This window comes from Kurthia senegalensis (assembly GCF_000285595.1).
Classification (GTDB): domain Bacteria; phylum Bacillota; class Bacilli; order Bacillales_A; family Planococcaceae; genus Kurthia; species Kurthia senegalensis.
In genome coordinates this window covers 33,080-56,280 of record NZ_HE611065.1, presented here as the reverse complement: position 1 = coordinate 56,280, position 23,201 = coordinate 33,080, and the positions used below count along the sequence as shown (strand labels likewise).

The window sequence follows — 23,201 nt, the reverse complement described above, 5'->3', positions numbered from 1 at the left end:
ATAATGAGTACGATAAAGGTTGCAATTGCTGATGATAATAAAGAATTAGTGAGGGCACTTGAAAACCATTTATCAAAAAATCCTCAAATTGAGGTTATTCAAACGGTATCAAATGGTAGACAATGTCTAGAAATGCTACAACAACAAGTACCTGACATCTTAGTGTTAGATGTCATTATGCCGCACTTAGATGGATTAGCTGTATTAGAAGAAATCCATAGTAATGAAGCGTACAAAAAAGTTAAGGTCATTATGTTAACAGCATTTGGTCAAGAAGACGTGATGAAGCAAGCAGGTGACTTAGGAGCATCATACTTTATGCTTAAACCTTTTGAAATGGCTCGTTTAGAAGCGAAAATTGTTCAATGCGGTCAACAGTATATTCGTCCTGCTATTCAACAAACGAAAGTCGTTCAAGGATCAGGGATTTTACAAGGAATGCAACCAGCAGATTTAGATCATAAACATTTAGATTTGCAAGTTACGAACTTAGTAAAAGAAATTGGTGTGCCAGCACATATTAAAGGTTATGGATACTTACGTGAAGCAATTCAAATGGTATATTTGGATGTGGATTTACTAAGTAGTGTAACGAAAGTGTTGTACCCTGAAATTGCTAAAAAGTTTGAAACGACGCCATCGCGTGTGGAACGTGCAATCCGCCATGCGATTGAGCTTGCTTGGAATCGTGGTAATTATGAATCGATTGCCGATTTATTCGGCTATTCTTCACATCATATGAAACAAAAACCAACAAATTCGGAATTTATTGCCATGGTGGCAGATAAATTACGTGTCGAGATGATGAGTTAGTGTCAGCTTATTTTATAAAATAATTAGTGAATCTTGTGCAAATCACTAAATAAGTTTCTTTTTATGCGTTAAGTAAACGGATGAAAAGAAGCTTTTTTATTTTAAAAAGTAAGCATTTACTTTCTTAATATATTAAGTTCTATCATTTTCAAATGTATTGAAAACTAATAGGAGAAATGCCGATATAATGAATAAGGCTTATAAAAATAAAATAGAAATGGGAAAATTGAAAACATATGTATATTTTTGGTGTGAAAATATACATATGTAGTATAAAATTATATATAGGAAAAACTAAATAGAAATGTAAAAAATTAATGTGTAGTACATAGGATTTAAGTAGATAAAAAATTGTGAGGGGGAAACTTACAATGGAGATATACAATAACGAGTATTTTAAGCTATATGAAGAAAATGATAAAGTGTTCCTAGACGTATATAAAGAAGGATTTTCATTAAAAGATTTTGATGAGATTATTAAACAAAAAAATCGAATTAAATTAACGAGTTTTCAAGCGTTACGTGCAGCGCTTGAACGAGAAAACAGTCAGCATGTAGAAATTGGTATTTGGTTACCAGTGCTCGTGTTAAGTGTATCCAAAGACGGGATGTTAGCATCGTTGCAAATTAATGATGAACAGGACGATTTAATTCAAAATGAAGAACAACTAAATCGTCAAATTTCCGTCATTGCGAACCAAATGGGCTTACGTTGTGAATTGAAAAAAGTGACGATTCAAGATGCTATGACAGAGAAAAAAATTGTTGTAGGAGAAGGGATTCAACCTGAAAAAGGGAAGGATGCGGAAATTTTATATTTTAAAAATCCGATAAAAAAACCTGTCATTCGGGAAGATGGGCGTGCGGATTATTTTGATATGAATTTTATTTGTGAAATTGAAAAAGATCAATGGCTCGGAGAAAAAATACCAGCTACAGAAGGTGAAAGTGGACTGAATGTGTTCGGAGAAGTTGTTTCGTCGGTGGCAGGAAAGGATGCTAAGTTAAAATACGATCCAAAATCGATTTATGAGTCGGTGGAATCAGGTCATACGGTGCTTAGAGCGAAGTATAATGGGGTATTAGATGCTTCGAATGGAGTTATTCAGTTGTTGCAACATTTGACCATTAATGGAGACGTCGGTGTAGAGACCGGCAATATTGATTTTAAAGGCTCTATTTTAATTAAAGGAACCGTTTGTCCTGGGTTTAGCGTTCGTGCACTAGGTGATCTTTCCATTGAAGGGACAACAGGTGTGACGGGGGCTGAATTTATTGAATCACTTACGGGAGATATTAATATTCGTGGTGGTGTGTTCGGAAATGGCACAATGGTTGTTCGTGCAGGAAAAAATATTTATGCGAAACATGCGAATGACGTCACATTTGAAGCGATGGAAGATATTTATGTTAGTAATTATGCGATGGGTTCAAAATTGTATGCGAAAAATATTTATTTAGATGAGCATAAAGGGAAAGTGATTGGCGGCGAGGCAGAAGTGACGCAATGTATAAAAGTAGCTTACGCTGGTAATGCTCATGAGCGTATGACGAAGCTGTCCGTAATCGTTCCAGATAAAGGTGAACGAATGGCAGAAGCGAGAGCGATTGCGGTAGAGTCCGAGGAATTAAAAAAAGAGTTTAAAAAACAAGAAGTATATGTTGCACAATTGGAGCCATTTGCTGATAAAATGAATCAAGACCAACGTATTGCATTTGAAAATTCGAAGCAACAATTATCGACGTTGAAAAAACGAATCTTACATTTAGATGAACGCATTCAGATGATTTTACTTAGCATTCGTCAAGTAGGAAAAGAAGAAATTGCAATTATGAAACAAGCGTATCCAGGAACCGTTCTTCGAATCGGTAAACATTCAACGATGCTTCGAAAACAAACATGTGGTCGATTTAAAGTTGAAGGTGGGGAATTGAATGTCTAACTTAGCGATTTACGCACATCGAGGTGTTTTAACGAATGCACCAGAAAATTCAATGCGTGCTTTTGAAGATGCGATGAAAGAAGGCGCAACAGGAATAGAATTTGATTTGCAATTGACGAGAGACAAAGTAGCGATTGTGACACATGATTTAAATGTAGAACGATTAACGAAAAAAGATGCATTATTAACGGATTTAACATTTAATCAAGTGCGGAAATTAAAAGTGAAGCAGCCTAAACAAAAAGCGGTAAATTTACTTAGTTTTGACACGTTATTAAAATGGCTCGTAAAAGAAAACATTCCGGTAAATATCGAATTAAAAGAATCATTTATTGGCGATGTTGCTTCCATTGAATCAGTCGTGAAAAAATGTGAGTTGTTATCATCTGTACATATTTCATCGTTTCATGATGAAATTTTACGTGTCGTTAAATGGATCAATCCAACGCTTGAAACGGCATTTATTCCGACGAAGAAATTCGATTGGCAAACGCTCGGAACTTTGGACCATATTGATGTGATTCATGCGAATAAAAATTACTATTTCAAGCAAATGTATTGGGATGAACTTAAAAAAGCGAATAAAAAAATTCGCTATTATAACGTACTCGGAACAGAAGAAGATTTGCAGCAAGTACCGCAAGAAATTATCGGCTGGATTACCGATTTTCCAAAACGAGTGGCCGAAAAACAACGAGGGTAACCTCGTTGTTTTTTTATTTTTTAATCACATATACGATAAATCTTTATTTTTCTGAAAATTTTAAATGAAAGCGGTAACATTTTTATTCGCTTATTTAATACGTATTTTTCTACAAAAAACGAATATATAATGAGTTTTGAATGAAAAGTTATTTTAATAGTAGACATTTTCATAGTTGTTAGAATTTTTATACTTTTAAGCGTCAAAAAGTTTGTGTAAAATAAGTTTTAGAATCACTGAAGGGGGGAAGCGTCTACGCGACCGTATGACAAACTTAAAAGAAGTAACATTTGAACAGCCTTCTTACGATCAATGGCAAGAAGCTGCTGTAAAACAATTAAAGGGGAAACCGTTTGAATCGCTTTTAACGAAAACGATTGAAGGGATTACTTTACAGCCTTTATATACAGAGGAAAAATTATTAGAAGCATTAGATGGAAAATTGGAGGAACAAGTTTCAACAGTACGTGCATTAAAAGCAGATGGTGACTTTGGGGTAGCACAACAAGCTTTTGGTTCTTCAATTGAAGAATTTGTAGCACAGACAAATGATGCTTTCGACCGTGGCGCACAATTCGTAACGGTTGGAAAAGTTGCTTTTGATTGGGATGACCATGCACTTCACCAGTTAGCACAATTAATTGACGAGTATCAAAAAGTCGTACTGTATGTAGACGATGAGACTATATTAACTGTATTTAATTACATTCAAAATAAAGAAATTGAAGGATTTATCATTTCAGAACAACCGACGATGTTACCTGAATATAAATATGTGCGTACACTCAATGCGCATACTGAAAAGCATCACTATGCAGGAGCGAATGCGACACAAGAATTGGCGATTGCATTAGCACAAGCTGCTGAACTTAGCGGCGATGATTTTACACAATTTGAAAACCGATTTTTCGCATCTTTTGCAATCGATACACAGTTTTTCATGGAAATTGCAAAAATTCGTGCCTTCCGCGTTCTTTGGAAAGCTTTTGCACAAGCATACGGGGTAGAACAACCGAAGCCTGTACAAATCGTAACGGAAACATCGTTGCGTACGTTTTCAAAATTAGACGCATACGTGAATTTATTACGTGCTGGGAATGAAGCGTTTTCAGCAGTAATTGGTGGAGCAGATGTCGTAACCGTCCATCCACATAATGTACTGACAGGTCCGACGAATCAGTCCATCCGTATTGCACGTAATGCAGCACTCGTAATTAAAGAAGAGTCTCACGTAACGAAAGTATTAGATCCAGCAGGTGGTTCTTACTTCATAGAATCTTTAACGCATGATTTAGTGAAAAATGCGTGGGCATACTTTTTAGAAATTCAAGCAGCAGGTGGTTATACAGCTGCACGAGAAAAAATTGCATCAGACGTAAATGAAGTTTGGATGAAACGCTTAAAAGACGTTGAAACACGTAAATCGGTTTTAGTTGGCACGAACAATTTCGCAGATGCGACTGAGGAAGTAGTAGCAGGTGATTTTATAAATGTGAATCGTTTAGCGAAACCTTTTGAAAAATTACGTCAAGATTATAAAGAAAACCCAGTGAAAGTGGCTGTTTTAGCATACGGAGAATTAAAGAAAATTAAACCGCGTACGGATTTCGTAACTGGCATTTTTGCGACGGCAGGTGTTATTGCGGAAGTGACAGAACCATTCACAGACGTGGAAGCTGCAAAAGCCTTTTTAGAGACAACAGATGCACAAGTGGTCGTATTCTCTGGTGTAGATGAGGATGTTGAAAATGTCTTACCTCAAATTGCGTCCTCTAAACAAGCACGTACGATTTTAGACGTTGCGGGTAAGTTTGATAGCATTGTAGGTGTAGACGGTGCGTTGTATGCAGGGATGAACATTTATGAAAAGCTTGAAGGTATTCAAGAAAGTCTTAAGGAGGTCCAACGATGAGTGTAAATTTCCAAACGATTGATATTGAAGATGTACTGAAAAAAGAAAGTTATGAGCAAAAGGAAGAAACGTTTTTAACGAATGAAGATATCGAAGTGAAGCACGTCTATACGAAACAAGATACAGAAGGCTTAAATCACTTACAAGACGTTGCGGGGATTACACCGAATACACGTGGACCGTATCCGACGATGTACGTAGGTCGTCCTTGGACGATTCGTCAATATGCTGGTTTCTCAACAGCTGAAGAATCAAATGCTTTTTATCGTCGTAACCTTGCGATGGGGCAGAAAGGGTTATCTGTCGCTTTTGACCTTGCTACTCACCGAGGCTATGATTCGGATCATCCGCGTGTAACAGGAGATGTTGGGAAAGCAGGCGTAGCGATTGATTCAGTAGAAGATACGAAAATTCTTTTCGCAGGAATCCCACTTGACCAAATGTCTGTATCAATGACGATGAATGGGGCTGTACTGCCGGTACTTGCTTTTTACATCGTAACAGCTGAAGAGCAGGGCGTTTCGCCAGATAAATTATCTGGGACGATTCAAAACGATATTTTAAAAGAGTACATGGTACGTAATACGTACATTTATCCACCAGAAATGTCGATGAAAATTATTGCAGATATTTTTGAATATACGTCAAAATTCATGCCAAAATTTAACTCGATTTCTATTTCGGGTTATCACATTCAAGAAGCAGGGGCAACGAATGATATCGAATTAGGCTATACGTTAGCAGATGGTTTAGAATACGTACGTACCGGTTTAAAAGCGGGCATTGATATCGACAAATTTGCACCACGTCTTTCATTCTTCTGGGCGATTGGTATGAACTACTACATGGAAATTGCTAAAATGCGTGCAGCACGTCGTATTTGGGCACAATTAATGAGTCAATTCAATCCGAAAAATTCGAAAACACAATCTCTTCGTACACACTCACAAACGTCTGGTTGGTCATTAACAGAACAAGATCCATTTAACAATGTGACGCGTACATTAATCGAAGCGAATGCGGCAACGATGGGACATACGCAATCATTGCATACGAATGCATTGGATGAAGCGATTGCGCTTCCAACAGACTTCTCGGCACGTATTGCACGTAATACACAGCTATTTTTGCAAAATGAGACGGGGATGACAAAAACAATTGATCCATGGGGCGGTTCATATTACGTTGAGAAATTAACGGACGAGCTAACGAAAGCTGCTTGGGAGTTAATCGATGAAGTAGAAAGCTTAGAAGGTATGGCGAAAGCGATTGAAACAGGACTTCCAAAAATGAAAGTCGAAGAAGCAGCTGCAAAACGCCAAGCGAAAATTGATTCGAATGCGGAAACAATTATCGGTGTGAATAAATACCGTTTAACAGAAGAAGAGCCGATTGAAATTTTAGACATCGATAATACGTTAGTACGTCAATCACAAATTGATCGTATTAATAAAATGAAAGACGAGCGTGACGAAGCAGAAGTGCAAAAACATTTAGCTCGTTTAACAAAAGCAGCACAAACAGGGAAAGAAAACTTATTAGCGGTAGCTGTTGATGCGGCACGTGCTCGTGCAACACTTGGTGAAATTTCAGATGCGATTGAAGAAATTTCAGGACGTCATAAAGCAGTTATTCGCTCAATTAGTGGGGTGTACGCTACGAACTATTCAGATCAAGATGCTATTGTAGAAGTAAAACAAATGACGGAAGAGTTTTTAGAAGCGGAAGGTCGTCGTCCACGTATTTTAGTGGCGAAAATGGGACAAGATGGGCATGACCGCGGGGCGAAAGTTGTAGCGACCGCTTATGCAGACTTCGGATTCGATGTCGATATTTCACCTCTTTTCATGACACCAGAAGAGACAGCGATTATGGCAGTTGAAAATGATGTGCATGTCGTAGGAGTATCGTCATTAGCAGCAGGGCATAAAACGCTCGTGCCAGAACTCATTGCAGAGCTTAAAAAATTAGGTCGTGAAGACATTATTGTCATTGTTGGTGGTGTCGTTCCAGCACAAGATTATGAGTACTTATATGAATGTGGTGCGAAAGCAATTTTCGGTCCTGGTACAGTATTGCCAATCGCTTCACAAAAAATTATTGAATTAATTTATGAACAACTCGGTTACGAGGAAGCGTAATGAGTGAACATAAATCGGCACTTTTCGTTCAACCAGGAGTTGCAGCTAACCATGATGGGATGCAATCAACGAAACGCCGAAAATTTGTTAAAAAGAAAAAACAACAACTCGATTATGAAGCAGCCGTTGCGGACATATTGCAAGGGGATAAAATTCGTTTAGCGAAGGCAATCACGCTTTTAGAAAGTGCCAATCGTGAACATAAAGTACTTGGACAAGAACTGTTGAAGCGGTTATTGCCTCATACGGGAAAGAGCATACGAATTGGCATTACGGGTGTGCCAGGTGCTGGGAAAAGTACGTTCATCGAAACGTTCGGTAAAATGCTTTGTGACCAAGGTCATAAAGTCGCTGTACTTGCGATTGACCCGTCCTCTAGCATTACAGGCGGCAGTATTTTAGGTGATAAAACGCGTATGGAAGAACTGTCTCGAGAAAAAAATGCTTTTATTCGTCCGAGTCCATCGGCTGGGACGCTCGGTGGTGTTCATCGCAAAACACGAGAAACGATGCTTCTTTGTGAAGCAGCAGGCTATGATGTGATTTTGATTGAAACAGTAGGTGTTGGTCAAAGCGAAACAGCTGTGAGAAATATGGTTGATTTCTTCTTGTTACTCGTTTTAACTGGTGCGGGTGATGAGCTGCAAGGGATGAAAAAGGGCATTATGGAATTAGCGGATGCGATTTTAGTTCATAAAGCAGACGGTGAAAATTTACGTAATGCTAAAAAAACAGCGATGGAATATCGCCAAATTCTACATTTACTTCAACCAGCAACACCCGGCTGGACGACGAAAACACTCTTTGCATCGTCGTATGATAAAACAGGCTTTGAATTTATATTTGATACGATTCGTGAATTTAAACGTCAAGGTCTTGAAAATCACGTTTGGAATGAGCGTCGCAACTTACAAACGACCGAATGGTTTAGAACGATGATTTTAGACCATCTCGTCGATGATTTTTACAATAAACCAGGGAATAAACAAACAGTCGCTTCTCTTGAACAAGATATTTTAAACGGTTCTTTAACTGTAGCGCAAGGTATTGAACAACTATTCGCTCGTACAAAAGACGAATAATCAATGAAAAAAGGCTAGGGAAACACTAGCCAAATAAAAAGGGGCGTCATGATTTTAACATCATGACGCCCCTTTTTTCATATGCGCACTTGTAGGGTTCTTCGTTTTTGGCGACGCTTTTCTCGGCGTTCATCAAGATTTACCTATCTGTTTCGTTCATTGTGTATGAAAGTCTTAGAAAGTATAAATCGCAAAATAGATAACTCAAAATCCTACGTATAACAAAAGCTTTCAGAATCAGAAAGCAAGTATCAATGGATAATAAAAATGACGCTGCCAATAAGGCAACGTCATTTTTATTTACGTTATGAGCCAGTATGTCCCAAGTACTCTTTCGTTCTTTATTGAATAGGAACCCAAATTTCGATATGTTCTAAATCGTGACCGAGATATTTCTCGAAGCTAATACCTGGACGATGCGTATATTGCTGATCGCCAAATAATGTTTGGAAAGCGGGTTCAATTTCGTTTAGTTGGTGGATTGTACCGACGAGAAATCGTCCACTAGGAATCGGAATAGCAACAGATTTTACTGCTTCGGGCATATTCTCTTCTTTTACCCCTGCGAGGTAATTAATGCCGTCGCCATCGGCAAAGGAAATGCAAACACCGTATAATACATCGGTATTGACTTCATAATCTTCTAGTACATTAGCTAGTTCAGACCATTGTTCTGAAATGTCTGATACTTTTCCTTCAAATACGTTCAAACCACGAATAACTACGTCTGGAATTACTTCGACACGCGTTTGCATTTTGATCATCCTCTCCATTCATTACATAGGTAGCAGCTACCTTATCCAACATTATAAAACATTTCAAATAACATTACGAATAAAAAAGTGACAATTTAGAAAATACAGAAAAAACTTTATAGATAAGGATTTCACGTGATAAAATAAGCATATAGTAAACGATGGAGGGGAAGTCCATGAAACAATTTTTCGAAAGGAATCGCTACGCATTTGCACAAGTTTGTTTTGTCATGGCAATTGTTCTGTTAATCGGTACAATTGTTAGTTATTCTGTTTATGGATTTCAAAATCATTTAGTTATCGTATTGCTCCTTACTATGAGCAGTTTTCTTGTCGGTAAATATCATTACGGTCGTTTTATGACAAGTATGTAAAACCCGAGTAAGAACCTTTGAAAACTATCACATACACTGTTATAGTAAGAAAGAGATATTGAAAGGGGCAATTTACAATGGCAATGGAATATGATTTATTATACCAATCAATGGTGAATCAATGTCGTTCGGAACTAACTGAAAATGGTTACGAACAATTAACAACAGCAGAGGAAGTTGAAGATGCGGTAAAACGTACAGGTACAACTTTATTCATGATAAACTCAGTATGTGGTTGTGCAGGCGGTATTGCACGTCCAGCAGCCGTTTATTCATTAAACTATCCAAAACGCCCAGATCATGTCGTAACCGTGTTTGCGGGTCAAGATAAAGAAGCGACAGCAATGGCACGTATGTTCTTCGGTGAAGATCATATCCCATCTTCTCCATCATTCGTTTTAATGAATAATGGGAAAGCAATCGCTGAAATTCCTCGTCATGAAATCGAAGGTCACGATCCAGTAAGTGTCGTAACAAAATTACAAGGATACTTCGAAGATTACTGCGACGAAATTTAACTATCGAAGAAAGCGCGTTTTGAACGCGCTTTCTTTCTGTTTATTTATAAAAGAAAAGAGAGGCGTCTAGAATGAAAAAATTCAGAATTGGGTTCCGTACAGTGAAAACAGCGGTAGGCGTCGCTTTAGCAATATGGATCGCTAGTTTATTGCATTTAGACTATTATACAAGTGCAGGTATATTAACGATTTTGAGCATTCAAACGACGAAAAGAAAATCCATTCATGCGATTTATACGAGAATTGTTGCCTCTTTTGCGGTTCTTATTTTAAGTTATTTATTTTTCACATTTCTCGGCTATAACCCGATTATTCTTTGTTTATTAATTCTCGTGCTATTACCGATTTTAGTTGCGTTGAAAGTAACACCTGGATTCGTCTCTTCTTCTGTTATTTTATTGCATATTTTCAATGAACAAAATTTTACGTTAGTATTGTTAGAAAATGAGTTACTAATTATGTTGATTGGCTTTGGTATCGGCTTCTTAGTAAATATGCAAATGCCAGACATTGAAAAAGAATTAAATGCATACCGTATTGATATTGAAGAAGCGTACAGTAAAATATTTGCAGAAGTAGCAAAATATTTACGTGAAGGAGATACGAATTGGAACGGCAGTGAATTACTCGATGCACAACAAGCTGTGAATAAAGGAAAAGCACTTGCTTACCAAGACGTTGAAAATCATATTACGCGGAAAGAAAATTTATTTTATCGCTATTTTGATATAAGAGAACAGCAGTTAGAAATTATTGAACGTATTTTACCTGAAATTACGAATTTGCCGACGATTGTTAAACAAGCACATATTATCGCTGATTTTTTAGAAGATTTATCAGAACATGTACATTCAGGGAATACGGCAGTTAAATTCCGTGGGAAATTGGCGCAAGTAAAAAAAGAATTTAAAGATTTACCTTTACCTAAAACACATGAACAATTTGTTGCGATGGCATCTTTGTATCAGTTTATTGAAGAAATGGATCAATATTTATCTATTAAGCAAACGTTTAAAGGATTAACGATTAAAAAAGGAAAACCTGTATTTGGTGAAGAGTAAAACAAAAAGGTGTTTCGAATGTATTCGAAACACCTTTTTATGTTGACTATAAAATGACGGCTAAACCCATAACGACTGTTGATAATACCATAAGGACAGCCATCGTAATAACGATGATACGTTGTACTTTTTTATTTCCCATTATGTGCACTCCTTCGTTCTCATTAGGAACAGTGTATCAAAATACAGGCGACAGTGTAAAGCGTGTGATAAAGTCACGATTGAAAAAAATAAGTAGACTGGATTGAGAGAAAAAAGCTTCACCTCAATAAAAAAGCGTTATAGTACAGTAGCAATAACTGAAAATTTGCACATATATTGTTTTCTACGGGAGAATCGGTTAGTAATCTAGTGCATAAAAAACAAAAAATGCTCTTTTTTACGGAAAAACTAGATTTTTTTTAGAAATACTTTAACATAAGAGTATACATTTGTACGATTTGAAATTTTCTGCAAAATCGATAAATGATTGCCGTAGAAAATTAAAAATTATTCCGTTACAATTGTGTTATACAACAAAGGAGTTGGGGACTCGTGGAGAATGTAGATCACATTGGAATCGCTGTCAATAATCTTGATGAACGCGTTTCGTACTATACTGATGTGTTAGGCATGAAATTGTTGAATATTGAAGAGGTGGAGTCTGAACAAGTGAAAGTCGCTTTTCTAGATGGGGGCAATACGCACATAGAATTGTTGGAACCGCTTTCAGAAACATCGGCTATTCATAGCTATCTTCAAAAACGTGGTGAAGGAATTCATCACATCGCATTAAAAGTCAAAGGAATCGAAGCGGAAATGGAAAGAATGCGTGCAGAAGGTGCACGACTTCTTTCTGAACAACCGAAAATCGGTGCTGGTGGCGCAAAAGTAGTGTTTATACACCCGAAATCATCTTTCGGTGTTCTTTATGAATTAGTAGATCGAGGCTAAAGAAAAGGGGCAATCAGTAACTATGGATATGTATGATAAAATTAATGAATTATATGATAAAAAACGTAAAATCGAAATGGGTGGCGGTGACGCTCGTATCGAAAAGCAACATGCAAAAGGAAAATTAACGGCACGTGAACGTATTGATTTATTATTAGATGAAGGGACATTCGTTGAAATCAACCCATTCGTTCAACATCGTACAGTAGACTTCGGCATGCAAGGTGTAGAAGGTTCTGCAGATGGTGTCGTAACAGGATACGGCAAAGTAAATGGCCGTCCAGTTTATTTATTTTCTCAAGACTTTACTGTTTTCGGTGGCGCACTTGGTGAAATGCATGCGAATAAAATTGCGAACGTTATGGACTTAGCAGCGAAAAATGGGGCACCGTTTATCGGCATTAACGATTCAGGTGGTGCGCGTATTCAAGAAGGTGTTCTTTCACTAGATGGATACGGCAAAGTATTTTACCGAAATTCTGTTTTCTCAGGTGTTATTCCACAAATTTCGGTTATTATGGGACCGTGTGCTGGTGGTGCGGTTTATTCACCAGCCATTACCGATTTTATTTTAATGGTCGATAAAACATCACAAATGTTCATTACCGGTCCAAAAGTAATCGAGACGGTAACAGGTGAAAAAATTTCTGCTGAAGGTTTAGGTGGCTCAAAAGTACATAACGCTGTGAGTGGGAATGCGCATTTCCGTGCACCAGGTGAACAAGAAGCCATTGATCAAATTAAACAATTGTTAAGCTATTTACCACAAAATAATAAAGAGAAAGCACCGCGTATTGCTTTTGACGAAAAAGATCATGAACGTCCAGAATTATTAGACATCGTGCCAATCGATCAAACGAAGGCATATGACGTTCGTAAAGTAATCGAACAAGTGGCGGATCCAGATTCATTTATGGAAGTTCAAAAAGAATTTGCTAAAAATATCGTCGTTGGATTTGCACGTATCGACGGTGAATCAGTCGGTCTCGTATGTAATCAACCGAAAGTTCTTGCCGGCGGTTTAGATATTGATTCATCTGATAAACTGGCTCGTTTTGTTCGTACGTGTGATGCGTACAACGTACCTATTATTACGTTTGAAGACGTATCTGGATTCTTCCCAGGTGTTAAACAAGAACACGGCGGAATTATTCGCCACGGTGCGAAAATTCTTTATGCATATTCCGAAGCAACGGTACCGAAAATTACGGTTATTCTTCGTAAAGCATACGGTGGTGCTTATGTAGCATTGAATTCAAAAGCAATCGGTGCAGATATGGTATTCGCTTGGCCGAATGCTGAAATTGCCGTTATGGGTGCAGCAGGTGCAGCGAATATTATTCACGCAAGTGAAATTGCAAAATCAACAGAACCAGAAGCATTACGCGCACAAAAAATTGAAGAATACAAAGAAAAATTTGCGAATCCATATGTTGCAGCAAGCTACGGTTTAGTAGATGACGTAATTGACCCACGTGATACACGTATTAAACTAATGCAATCGTTAGAAATGCTTCGCAATAAACAAGAATCACGTCCAGATAAAAAACACGGAAATATTCCGTTATAAGTTTTCAAACTACCGGACGGCAAAAGGAATTTCCTTTTGCCGTCTTTTTTACTAGGAGGAGAGAACATGCAGATTGTAGAAATGTTAAAAATGCGAAAAAAACTGTTTTTTGAAAGTCCGTATGTGGAACAAGTGCCAAAAACATTTCGATTTGATGAACAGCTTATTGATGAGGCAGAAGAAAGGCTGAAACGCTTTGCACCGTACATTGCGAAAGTATTTGAGCGTACGAAGGAGCTGGATGGATTAATCGAATCACCGATTACATTTTATGAACCGAATCACGTCTATATTAAACGAGATGATCAACTGCCGATTAGCGGTTCGATTAAAGCAAGAGGAGGTATTTATGAAGTGCTTGTCATTGCAGAAATGATTGCAAAGCAGCAACCAGAATTTACGCATGTGACAAACTATGAAGCATTTCATCAACCATTTTGGAAGGAACTTTTCGGAGAGTATACGATTGTCGTTGGTTCTACTGGTAATTTAGGCTTATCAATTGGCGTCATTGGTGCCGCATTAGGCTTCCAAGTCGTCGTCCACATGTCCCACGATGCAAAAGTATGGAAAAAGCAGTTGCTAAAAAAACATGGTGTAACGGTCATCGAACATGTAGGAGACTATAGTAAGGCAGTAGCACAAGGACGTGAAGAAGCTCGTGCGACAGCAACGTCATATTTCATTGATGATGAAAATTCAAAGTGGTTATTTAGCGGATATGCGGTCGCAGCGAGGAGGCTTGTCGGACAACTTCCTAAACGACCGACGGTGATAAATCCGTTAGTCGTCTACATACCTTGTGGTGTTGGCGGTGGACCTGGTGGCGTTATTTATGGCTTGAAAAAATGTTTTGGGGAAGCGGTGAAATGCGTCATCGTTGAACCAATCGATTCCCCGTGTATGTTTCTAGGAATCGTTTCGCGTCAATACGATCAAATCGAAGTAGCCGACATTGGCTTGACGAATCGAACGGTAGCAGACGGTTTAGCGGTCGGTAGGGCGTCTCAATTCGTCGGTCGTATCATTGAGCCACTCGTAGATGTTTTTGCGACAGTGAGCGATGATGAATTGATGATGTGGGTGAAAGAGCTGCATGCGAAGCGACAACTCTTTTTAGAACCTTCTGCAGTAGCTGGTTTCAGTGCTTTACAACGAGGGAAAGAAAAATGGCCAAATGGCACACATTTAGTATGGGCAACAGGTGGGGGATTAGTACCGGATAGTGAAAAAAAGAACTATTTAGCCGATAAGTAAGAGGCAGAGAGCATATAATTTTGTATAATAAAGAAAATGATGTCATTTTTCTAGAAATGGGAGGGAAATAAATGGGATTTTGGAGTAAGCAAGGACATTTACCTGAACAGTCTCAAACAGAAGAACGTTTTGACAATCAGGGGGATGCAGTTGCCGTAGAAGTAAACCACCAATTTATTGAAATTGAGATTGACCGTCCATACATTGATTTAATTGAAACGATGCACTTTTATAATGAATTACACGAAGAACAATTAGAGGATATACGTATGGCGAATACGAAGGCACTTGATTTCTTTGGTCAATTTACGAAAGTACCACTCGGAAATACATTTGCGTTTTTTCAATCCGTCGTTTTGTTTTATTATAAACATTTAAATGATTCACAATGTCCGTTTAAACATTCGGATTTATCGCTCGTATTCGAAGAAGTATCGAGTCACATATTGCCAACGATTGGCTTGGTGATGGAACAAGATTTTATGTCGATTGAACAAACGCTTGAAGGCAATAAACGAACATATTTCTTTCATGAAAAAGAAATTGGTCAAAATGCATTGCGCTACATTCAAGAAATGATTGAAATGTTGCCACAATATATTTCCATTGAGCGCCAGCAATATCCGACCGTGGAATTGTTTTTGTATGCACAAGAACTTCAACAAATTAGTGAGGATATTGAAGGGGACGTTCGACGATACTTAGAACAATTTGCTTTTAAAACGAATTTTACGCATCGTTTCGTTTATGATTTATTAGATGCGAACCGTTACATCGTTCAACATGAAATATTCGAGATTTTCGCCTTGCACTATATTTTAGTGCCAGATCCGAAAGTAATCCAAGTTATGCAAAATGTGCGTATCATCGCTTTGCAAAAGGCGATTAGCGAAAGTTTACGTAGCTACGTTTCATTGTACGAAGGAGATAAGGCAACTGTGCTCGGTATGATGCAGTTTATACATCAGAAAAACGATGCGTTATATGAGGCAACGGAGCCCGTTATTTATACAGCGAACCAACGTTTCTTCAATTTATTTTTTGACGAATATTGTTTCAATCATCAAATTACAGAAGAGCAAGATTCTTCTAAAGTGGCACACTTTTTAACGACGCTTGCTGCGACGTATAAAGTAGAAAAAGCAAAACAAAATGGTGGCATGTTAAAATGCTCAAAAATTATTAAAGAGGCGATTGAACTTCATAAATAAACGTACGTGAGGTGCGAATATTCCTACGTAAGTATGATATGATATAAGTGTATTTCGACGTATTTTACGTCTTTATTTAAACCATAGGAATTTTGAAAGGAAGTCTTTTAATTGACTAGTCGAATTGTAAAACAATTTTTAGAATTAGTGCAAATTGATTCTGAAACATACCACGAGGAAAAAATTTCACCTGTACTTCAAGAATTATTGGAAAAATTAGGTTTTGACGTGTATGTAGATGACGCAAGTAGTAAAAATGGTCACGCATCAGGGAATATTATTGCAACATTAAAAGGGAATAAAGAAGGCGTTACACCTATTTATTTCACTTCTCATATGGATACAGTCGTTCCAGGTGTCGGCATTAAACCGATTATTAAAGAAGACGGCTATATTTATTCAGATGGTACGACGATTTTAGGTGCAGATGATAAAGCAGGCCTTGCCGCTTTACTTGAATTAGCACTTCGTTTAAAAGAAGAAAACATTGCGCACGGTGACATTCAATATGTCATTACTGCAGGTGAAGAATCAGGCCTTGAAGGTGCTAAATATTTAGAACACGATAAAGTATTTGCAAAATATGGTTTTGCGGTCGATTCAGACGGTAAAATTGGTGAAATTGTTGTTGCAGCACCTTATCAAACAAAAATCTTCGCTACGTTAAAAGGGAAAACGGCTCATGCCGGTGTTGAACCTGAAAAAGGGATTTCAGCGATTACAATGGCAGCAAAAGCGATTGCTCGCATGAAATTAGGTCGTCTTGATGAAGAAACGACTGCTAACATCGGTCGATTTGAAGGCGGTAAAGCAACGAACATCGTATGTGATGAAGTGACTATATTAGCAGAATGTCGCTCACTAGATGAAGCGAAAGTAGAAGCCCAAGCAGCTCATATGAAAGCCGCTTTCGAAGAAGCAGCAGCTGAAATGGGCGGGGAAGCAATTGTTGAAGTAAAACGTATGTACCCAGGTTTCCGCTTTACAGAGGACGATCAAGTTGTTCAAATCGCACAACAAGCCGCTACATTAATCGGTCGCGAACCAAAACTAGCACAATCAGGTGGCGGTAGTGATGCGAATGTGATTGCAGGATACGGTATTCCGACGGTGAACTTAGCAGTTGGTTATGAACATATTCATACGACGAAAGAACGTATTCCAGTAGAAGAGCTTGAAAAATTAGCTGATTTATTAGTGGCAATCGTTCAAGTGTCAGCGAATCACTAAATAATTGTAGTTGGACTGTAACGGAGGATGAAGGATGGCAAATGAAAAAGTAGTCGTGTTTCGATGTGGACAAGAGGAATATGCGATTTCTGTAGATCACATTGTATCAATTGAAAAAATGGACCGTATTAATCGAGTTCCGCATTTACCAAGCTACATGTTAGGAATGACAAAAAATCGCGGAGAACTTGTTCCTGTCATTGATTTAGAACAAATTTTACTTCATCAAACGACAGAAGATGAGGCGCGATTAATCATGATTCAAGTTCCGAATTTTCTCTTTGCACTTCGCGTAAATGAAGCGAAGGAAATTTTGGACATTGAAGAAGATGCATTGAAACAAATTGGGTTAGTGAACTATGCAAAAACACAATATTTCAAAGCGGTAGCAAACCTTGAAAATCGAATGATTACGATCATTGCGCCAGAAATTCTTTGTGATACGTTAGAGGGAATTAAAGAAATTAAAGCGTACGTAACAAAATTAAAAGAGTAATCTTTCATACTATATCGTAATAAGCAGCAAGTTCTGGTGATAGAGCTTGCTGCTTATTTGTTTTATGAGTAGGTGAGAAAATACAAATTGAGTGAATGAGCACGATGAGATAGCTATTCGCTCTCATAGAAAAAGGCACCTCTTTATTCAAAAGGTGCCTTTTTTGAAAGATGAACCGTTGTGCTCATCAGTCTTTTTATTTTGTTTTTTTAGAATCTTGATCGTCTTGTTGTTGTTTTGCCCAGTAAGTGACGATGACACCTTCGTCATTATCCCCGGATAGTAAATACGTTTGATTTAGAGGGATTTGAATCGCCGTTTTACTAGTTTTATTCACTTTATGATAGGCCACAGTATAGTCAATCCCACGCACCGTTTCTGTTAGCTTATCATGTGTTTTTAAATACGCTAAGTATTCTTCTAATACCCAGTCGTGTTTTTTCATAATATAACTATGTGGGATACCGACATAACGGAAGTGCCATGCTTCATATTGAATTCCGGTGATGGCTGTTTTATCACTCGGATAGCGTAAAATGAAACCATATTTCACTGCATTTTTCGCAAGCCATTTACCTTCTTTTGCATTTTCCATTAAGCCAAGGGTAGAACCGATATCCATCGACATACCTAAGTTATGTTCACTACTTCCAGCAGGAAGTGCATATTTTTCACCTTTGGATTTAAACAGTTTTGCTTGTTGCTCAGTAGAGCGATAACTACTATTAATGATGAAGTTAGAAACGCCATCATTTTTCGCATCTTGCACCATGAGTTGGAAAGCTTGTAGCATTTTTTTTGAAATTTGAATTGAAGAATCTGCAAGTTGGAAATCGACTACTTCTTTTGGATGGTCCGCAAGTGTTAATAAGTCATTCGGTAAAGCTTCCTCGTTTACTTTGTGATCTTTATTAATGAGTAGTAAGTTTCCTTTTGTTACGTGGTCTGCAGAAACATCAATCGTTTCAGTTGTCGGTTTTTTTATTTCGACCGTTTCTTCAGAATTGATGGAATAGACATTAAACACAACAAGGGCGAGTACGATTGCGAACAAAATTAACGCAATTTTTTTCATAATAGCCCTCCTAAAGGTGATTCTATACAAGTATAGCGAATTCCTTCAGAAATAACAGTCTAAAGCGTCGTTTTTTTCGGAATTAATGAAATGATGAGGACAACACCTAAAATAAAAGCAGCTCCGATAGCTTGAATCCAAGAAAAAGGTAATGCTAACCAAATAACACTACTCAAAATGGCCATCAATGGTTCAACAGTACCGAGAAGAACGGTTTCTTTCGCAGATAAATAGCCGACACTTTGAAAGAAAAACCAAAAAGCGATGGCGGTTCCAAAGAAAATCGTAAAGAATAAAGCTATGTTTGTATTTATATTAAAAAGAGAAGACTCGACAGTCCATATTGGATGAATAAAATTCATAACAAGACCCGCAATTAACATCGCCCAACCGATGACGACGAGCGCAGAAAAATGTGCGAGCAATGTTTTCGCATATAACGTATAAAAAGCGAGCGTTAATGCGGAAATAATCCCCCAAATGATGGCAGACGTAGAAACGGAAAAAGAACCAATTTGACCATCTGTTAAGAGCAGCCAGCTTCCGAATAATGTTGCGATAATTAGGAGTGCATCTAATTTTAAAAAGGGTTGTTGTTTCGTCATAATTAAATAGAACACGATAAAAATAGGTGCTAAATATTGTAGCAACGTAGCGACGGCTGAATTACCGTAAGAAATAGAGGCCATATACGAATATTGCACACCGAGCATGCCGACGATACTAAATAAAAGTAATTGCCATCTAAATTTTGCATTTTTCCATACGGTAAAAATCGGTTTTTTCCGTATGCATTGAATAGCTAATAAAATAATACCTGCACCAATAAGGCGAGCTGTTACGAACCAATTTACATCGATTCCTTGATGTTGAAACAAATATTGGGAAACCGTCCCATTTAATCCCCATAAGCTCCCACCGATGAGCGCGAGTAAAATGCCTATAATTCGTTGGTTTTTCATAAAAAACTCCTTTTTTATCAAGATATATACAATATAATAAAAGAAGACGAATAAAAATACCGATTTTTGTGTGAAAAATATAATAATATTGAGGTGTGTCATGCAAATCAAAGAAATTGCAATTAATGAATTAGGGCAGGAGCAAATTACGTATCCAAATCCGAATTTTCCATCCGTCGTCTATGAAACGGTTATTAAACAAAACGTCGCGACGTACATCCCACTTCATTGGCATGAAGATTGGCAGTTTCAATTGATGAGTAAAGGAACGGCATTACTCATCGTGAACGGACAACGTCTTTATTTAGAAGAAGGACAAGGTATTTGGATCAATAGCGGGATTATTCATGAAGTGCATGCGGTAGATGAGGGGGCGACGTATCATTGTTGGAACGTCCATCCAGATTTATTGCCGAAACCGATTTATACGATGATGGAGCCAATGCTTTCCAATCATGCGTACCAATTATTAGATGAAGCAATGTCTGCGTATGTGGAACGATGTTTAAAAGAAGAAGATCCGATTCAAATAGCGATTTATTTAATGAAGATTTGTCCCTTTTTATTGCGCGGCAATTTACAAAAAAATGAGCAACGAATGCCACGTGACGATCGATTTAAAAAAGCACTCGTTTATATACATCATCACTTCAAAGAAAAAATTACATTGCGTCAAATTGCCGATTGCTTATATTTAAGTGAAGGGGAGGCTGTTCGATTTTTTCAAAAGCAATTAAATGTCGCGCCGATGCAATATGTCATTAAATATCGTCTGGAAAAAAGTCGTGAAATGTTGCAATATACGGACCAAAGTGTAACGAAGATTTCATTAGAAGTAGGGTTTTCTAGCGTTAGTTATTTCATTCAAAAATTTAAGGAAATGTATGGAATGACGCCAAAGCAATTTCAAAAACAGACAGAATTGCGTATACTATAAAGAGAACAAAAGTTCGGAGGGATGAAGTTGTCTATTTTATTCCATATTGATATGAATTGTTTTTATGCATCTGTTGAACAGTCACTAAATCCACGGCTAAAAGGGAAACCTGTCGCTGTAGGTGGTGACCCGAAAGAGCGACGCGGCGTCATTGTTACGTGTTCGTATGAAGCGAGAGCACTCGGTATTTATACGACGATGCGTGTGACAGAAGCGGTAAAAATGTGTCCGCAACTAATTGTTTTGAAACCTAATTTTGAGCGATATCGTGAAGCTTCTAAAAAAATGTTTGATATACTTCGCTCGTATACACCACTCGTAGAACCGGTTTCTATTGATGAAGGATATATGGATGTTAGCGATCTTGTGAATGGAAAAGAAGCCATTCGTCTTGCAGCGGTGATTCAACAGCGACTACAAAAAGAATTAGACCTTCCTTGTTCGATTGGCATTGCCCCTAATAAATTTTTAGCGAAAACAGCTTCTGATATGAAGAAGCCACTCGGTATTACGGTGCTTAGAAAAAGAGAAGTACCACATGTTTTGTGGCAGTTACCTGTGATTGATATGCACGGAATTGGTAAAAGTACGGCACAAAAATTAAAGACGTTGCATATTCAAACGATTGGTGATTTAGCCACATGTGACGAAGCGATGTTGAAAAAAGAATTCGGAAAAAACGGTGTTCGATTATTTGAAAGAGCGAATGGTATTGACCGCCGAGCTGTTGATCCAGAATCTGTTTTTGACACGAAATCGGTCGGAAACTCGACGACGCTTGCTGAAAACATCGTCTCACTCCGTAAATTAGAAGAAACGATTTCATCTCTTGCTTCAAAAGTAGCGAGTCGTCTGCAATCTAAATTTTTAGCAGGGACGACCTTATCTTTGCAACTAAGAACAGCGGATTGGAAACAAATTACGCGTAGTAAATCATTTACGAATGCGTTATATAAACAAAATGATATTGCAAGAGAGGCAAAAGAACTTGCAAGAAAACATTGGAACGGGGAAGCACTACGATTAGTCGGCATTAGTATTAGCCACGTAGAAAACCGTCAAACACGAATGGAACAGTTAGATCTTTTTACGTTTAAAGAACATATAAAAGACGAGCCAGTCATGACGATTATGAATGAATTAAGAGAAAAGTACGGCGAACAAATTATCGTGAGAGGTATGGCAAATCACACATCTAATTTTGAATCACCGACAAGTTTTTCAAAAGATTTTTTAGATGATCATAGAAAGTAGGAACACATATGCAAATTCAATTTTTAGGGACAGGCGCAGGAATGCCTTCCAAATTACGTAAAACGAGTTCACTCGCTTTGAAATTATTAGAAGAGAGAGGAGCTGTTTGGCTTTTTGATTGTGGGGAAGCGTGCCAACATCAAATACTCGAAACGTCGATTCGACCTCGAAAAATTGAAAAAATCTTTATTACTCATTTACACGGAGACCACATTTTTGGATTGCCGGGTTTTCTAGGTTCACGTTCATTTTTAGGTGGCGATACGCCTTTAACGATTTACGGTCCAACAGGAATAAAAGAGTGGGTAGAGATGACGAACAGGCTGACAGGAACTCATTTAACGTATCCGATCCATTTCGTTGAAGTAACAGATGGTGTCGTATTCGAAGATGAGCAATTTTGCGTGACAGCCAAATTATTAGAACATGTTATTCCATGTTACGGGTATCGGGTAGAACAAAAACCACTTAGCGGAGCGTTAGATCTCGAAAAAGCAATCTCGCTCGGCGTTCCGAAAGGACCCTTACTCGGGCAATTGAAAGCGGGAGAAGCTGTTAGATTAGAAGACGGACGAACAGTATATAGCGAAGACGTAACGGGTGCACCAGTCCAAGGTTTTACAGTGACGATTTTAGGCGATACACGTTTTTGTGAATCTGCAGCTGAATTGGCCCAAAATGCAACTATACTCATTCACGAAGCCACTTTTGATGCAAGCACAGCAAACCTCGCATCACAATACGGACATTCAACGAACGTAGATGCCGCAACGATTGCTGAGCAGGCAAATGTTGATACGCTGTTGCTGAATCATATTAGTGCACGCTTCTTAAAACATGATATAGAAAGAATGGAAGCGGAAACGAAAAAAATACATGCGAAAAGCTATATCGTTCATGATTTTACGGAATTTCAATGGATGCATAGACAAATTGTAAAAGTGAGACGAACAGAAGAAATTTAAAGGTCGGAA

Annotated in this window: 22 protein-coding genes; 18 read left to right on the top strand and 4 right to left on the bottom strand. The window is 37.9% G+C overall.

The window, feature by feature from the left end:
* Nucleotides 1-3: 3 nt before the first annotated feature.
* From spo0A to meaB, 6 genes are all read left to right on the top strand, one after another.
* Entirely contained in the window at nt 4-813 is an 810-nt protein-coding gene (gene spo0A, locus KSHG_RS05605; RefSeq protein ID WP_010303139.1) for a sporulation transcription factor Spo0A, read from the top strand.
* Nucleotides 814-1,184: 371 nt separating this feature from the next.
* The gene (locus KSHG_RS05595; RefSeq protein WP_010303136.1) at nt 1,185-2,756 is read left to right on the top strand and encodes a DUF342 domain-containing protein; all 1,572 of its coding nucleotides are present in this window, start codon (nt 1,185-1,187) and stop codon (nt 2,754-2,756) included.
* Nucleotides 2,749-3,459 carry a glycerophosphodiester phosphodiesterase gene (locus KSHG_RS05590; protein WP_010303134.1) on the top strand — a complete coding sequence of 237 codons (711 nt, stop codon included), beginning with the start codon at nt 2,749-2,751 and terminating at the stop codon, nt 3,457-3,459. Before KSHG_RS05595 ends, KSHG_RS05590 begins: the two co-directional genes overlap by 8 nt.
* A gap of 265 nt (nt 3,460-3,724) precedes the next feature.
* Nucleotides 3,725-5,371, top strand: coding sequence for a methylmalonyl-CoA mutase family protein (locus KSHG_RS05585; RefSeq protein WP_010303131.1), 1,647 nt, complete (start codon nt 3,725-3,727; stop codon nt 5,369-5,371).
* Entirely contained in the window at nt 5,368-7,512 is a 2,145-nt protein-coding gene (gene scpA, locus KSHG_RS05580; RefSeq protein WP_010303128.1) for a methylmalonyl-CoA mutase, read from the top strand. Before KSHG_RS05585 ends, scpA begins: the two co-directional genes overlap by 4 nt.
* A complete protein-coding gene (gene meaB / locus KSHG_RS05575) occupies nt 7,512-8,594 on the top strand; it encodes a methylmalonyl Co-A mutase-associated GTPase MeaB (RefSeq protein WP_010303125.1) in 1,083 nt (360 codons plus the stop codon). Before scpA ends, meaB begins: the two co-directional genes overlap by 1 nt.
* 341 nt (nt 8,595-8,935) lie before the next feature.
* Here the strand turns inward: meaB and KSHG_RS05570 are convergent, their stop codons facing one another.
* Nucleotides 8,936-9,349 (bottom strand): GyrI-like domain-containing protein, encoded by a 414-nt coding sequence (locus tag KSHG_RS05570; RefSeq protein WP_010303121.1) that lies wholly within the window; start codon nt 9,347-9,349, stop codon nt 8,936-8,938.
* Nucleotides 9,350-9,525: 176 nt separating this feature from the next.
* Here KSHG_RS05570 and KSHG_RS05565 point away from each other — a divergent pair, with 176 nt between their 5' ends.
* From KSHG_RS05565 to KSHG_RS05555, 3 genes are all read left to right on the top strand, one after another.
* Nucleotides 9,526-9,723, top strand: coding sequence for a hypothetical protein (locus KSHG_RS05565; protein WP_010303118.1), 198 nt, complete (start codon nt 9,526-9,528; stop codon nt 9,721-9,723).
* Nucleotides 9,724-9,800: 77 nt separating this feature from the next.
* Complete coding sequence (locus KSHG_RS05560; protein WP_010303115.1) at nt 9,801-10,241, top strand: BrxA/BrxB family bacilliredoxin; 441 nt, start codon at nt 9,801-9,803, stop codon at nt 10,239-10,241.
* Nucleotides 10,242-10,312: 71 nt separating this feature from the next.
* The gene (locus tag KSHG_RS05555; protein WP_010303105.1) at nt 10,313-11,302 is read left to right on the top strand and encodes an aromatic acid exporter family protein; all 990 of its coding nucleotides are present in this window, start codon (nt 10,313-10,315) and stop codon (nt 11,300-11,302) included.
* A gap of 46 nt (nt 11,303-11,348) precedes the next feature.
* On the opposite strand, the gene prli42 is transcribed toward KSHG_RS05555, so the two are convergent.
* Nucleotides 11,349-11,444, bottom strand: coding sequence for a stressosome-associated protein Prli42 (gene prli42 / locus KSHG_RS18275; RefSeq protein WP_154646882.1), 96 nt, complete (start codon nt 11,442-11,444; stop codon nt 11,349-11,351).
* Between the two features lie 392 nt (nt 11,445-11,836).
* On the opposite strand from prli42, the gene mce reads away from it, so the two are divergent.
* The 6 genes from mce to KSHG_RS05520 all read left to right on the top strand — a co-directional run bounded on the left by mce (nt 11,837) and on the right by KSHG_RS05520 (nt 17,999).
* Nucleotides 11,837-12,235 carry a methylmalonyl-CoA epimerase gene (gene mce, locus KSHG_RS05545; RefSeq protein ID WP_010303102.1) on the top strand — a complete coding sequence of 133 codons (399 nt, stop codon included), beginning with the start codon at nt 11,837-11,839 and terminating at the stop codon, nt 12,233-12,235.
* Nucleotides 12,236-12,257: 22 nt separating this feature from the next.
* Nucleotides 12,258-13,805 carry an acyl-CoA carboxylase subunit beta gene (locus tag KSHG_RS05540; RefSeq protein WP_010303098.1) on the top strand — a complete coding sequence of 516 codons (1,548 nt, stop codon included), beginning with the start codon at nt 12,258-12,260 and terminating at the stop codon, nt 13,803-13,805.
* A 66-nt stretch (nt 13,806-13,871) separates the two neighbouring features.
* On the top strand, nt 13,872-15,062 hold the full coding sequence (locus KSHG_RS05535; protein WP_010303094.1) for a D-serine ammonia-lyase: 1,191 nt from the start codon (nt 13,872-13,874) through the stop codon (nt 15,060-15,062).
* 71 nt (nt 15,063-15,133) lie between these two features.
* The gene (locus KSHG_RS05530) at nt 15,134-16,273 is read left to right on the top strand and encodes a hypothetical protein (protein WP_010303091.1); all 1,140 of its coding nucleotides are present in this window, start codon (nt 15,134-15,136) and stop codon (nt 16,271-16,273) included.
* Nucleotides 16,274-16,384: 111 nt separating this feature from the next.
* On the top strand, nt 16,385-17,503 hold the full coding sequence (locus KSHG_RS05525; protein ID WP_010303086.1) for a M20/M25/M40 family metallo-hydrolase: 1,119 nt from the start codon (nt 16,385-16,387) through the stop codon (nt 17,501-17,503).
* A gap of 34 nt (nt 17,504-17,537) precedes the next feature.
* Entirely contained in the window at nt 17,538-17,999 is a 462-nt protein-coding gene (locus KSHG_RS05520) for a chemotaxis protein CheW (RefSeq protein WP_010303082.1), read from the top strand.
* A 196-nt stretch (nt 18,000-18,195) separates the two neighbouring features.
* Here KSHG_RS05520 and KSHG_RS05515 read toward each other — a convergent pair whose 3' ends face one another.
* Nucleotides 18,196-19,074 carry a D-Ala-D-Ala carboxypeptidase VanY gene (locus KSHG_RS05515; protein ID WP_010303079.1) on the bottom strand — a complete coding sequence of 293 codons (879 nt, stop codon included), beginning with the start codon at nt 19,072-19,074 and terminating at the stop codon, nt 18,196-18,198.
* Nucleotides 19,075-19,133: 59 nt separating this feature from the next.
* On the bottom strand, nt 19,134-20,036 hold the full coding sequence (locus tag KSHG_RS05510) for a DMT family transporter (RefSeq protein ID WP_010303075.1): 903 nt from the start codon (nt 20,034-20,036) through the stop codon (nt 19,134-19,136).
* A gap of 100 nt (nt 20,037-20,136) precedes the next feature.
* Here KSHG_RS05510 and KSHG_RS05505 point away from each other — a divergent pair, with 100 nt between their 5' ends.
* Genes KSHG_RS05505 through rnz form a run of 3 tightly spaced genes read left to right on the top strand, consistent with a single transcriptional unit; the run spans nt 20,137 to nt 23,192 of the window.
* On the top strand, nt 20,137-20,973 hold the full coding sequence (locus KSHG_RS05505) for a helix-turn-helix transcriptional regulator (RefSeq protein WP_010303072.1): 837 nt from the start codon (nt 20,137-20,139) through the stop codon (nt 20,971-20,973).
* 21 nt (nt 20,974-20,994) lie between these two features.
* Nucleotides 20,995-22,227 carry a DNA polymerase IV gene (locus KSHG_RS05500; RefSeq protein WP_042231438.1) on the top strand — a complete coding sequence of 411 codons (1,233 nt, stop codon included), beginning with the start codon at nt 20,995-20,997 and terminating at the stop codon, nt 22,225-22,227.
* Nucleotides 22,228-22,235: 8 nt separating this feature from the next.
* On the top strand, nt 22,236-23,192 hold the full coding sequence (gene rnz, locus KSHG_RS05495) for a ribonuclease Z (RefSeq protein WP_010303070.1): 957 nt from the start codon (nt 22,236-22,238) through the stop codon (nt 23,190-23,192).
* Nucleotides 23,193-23,201 lie beyond the last annotated feature (9 nt).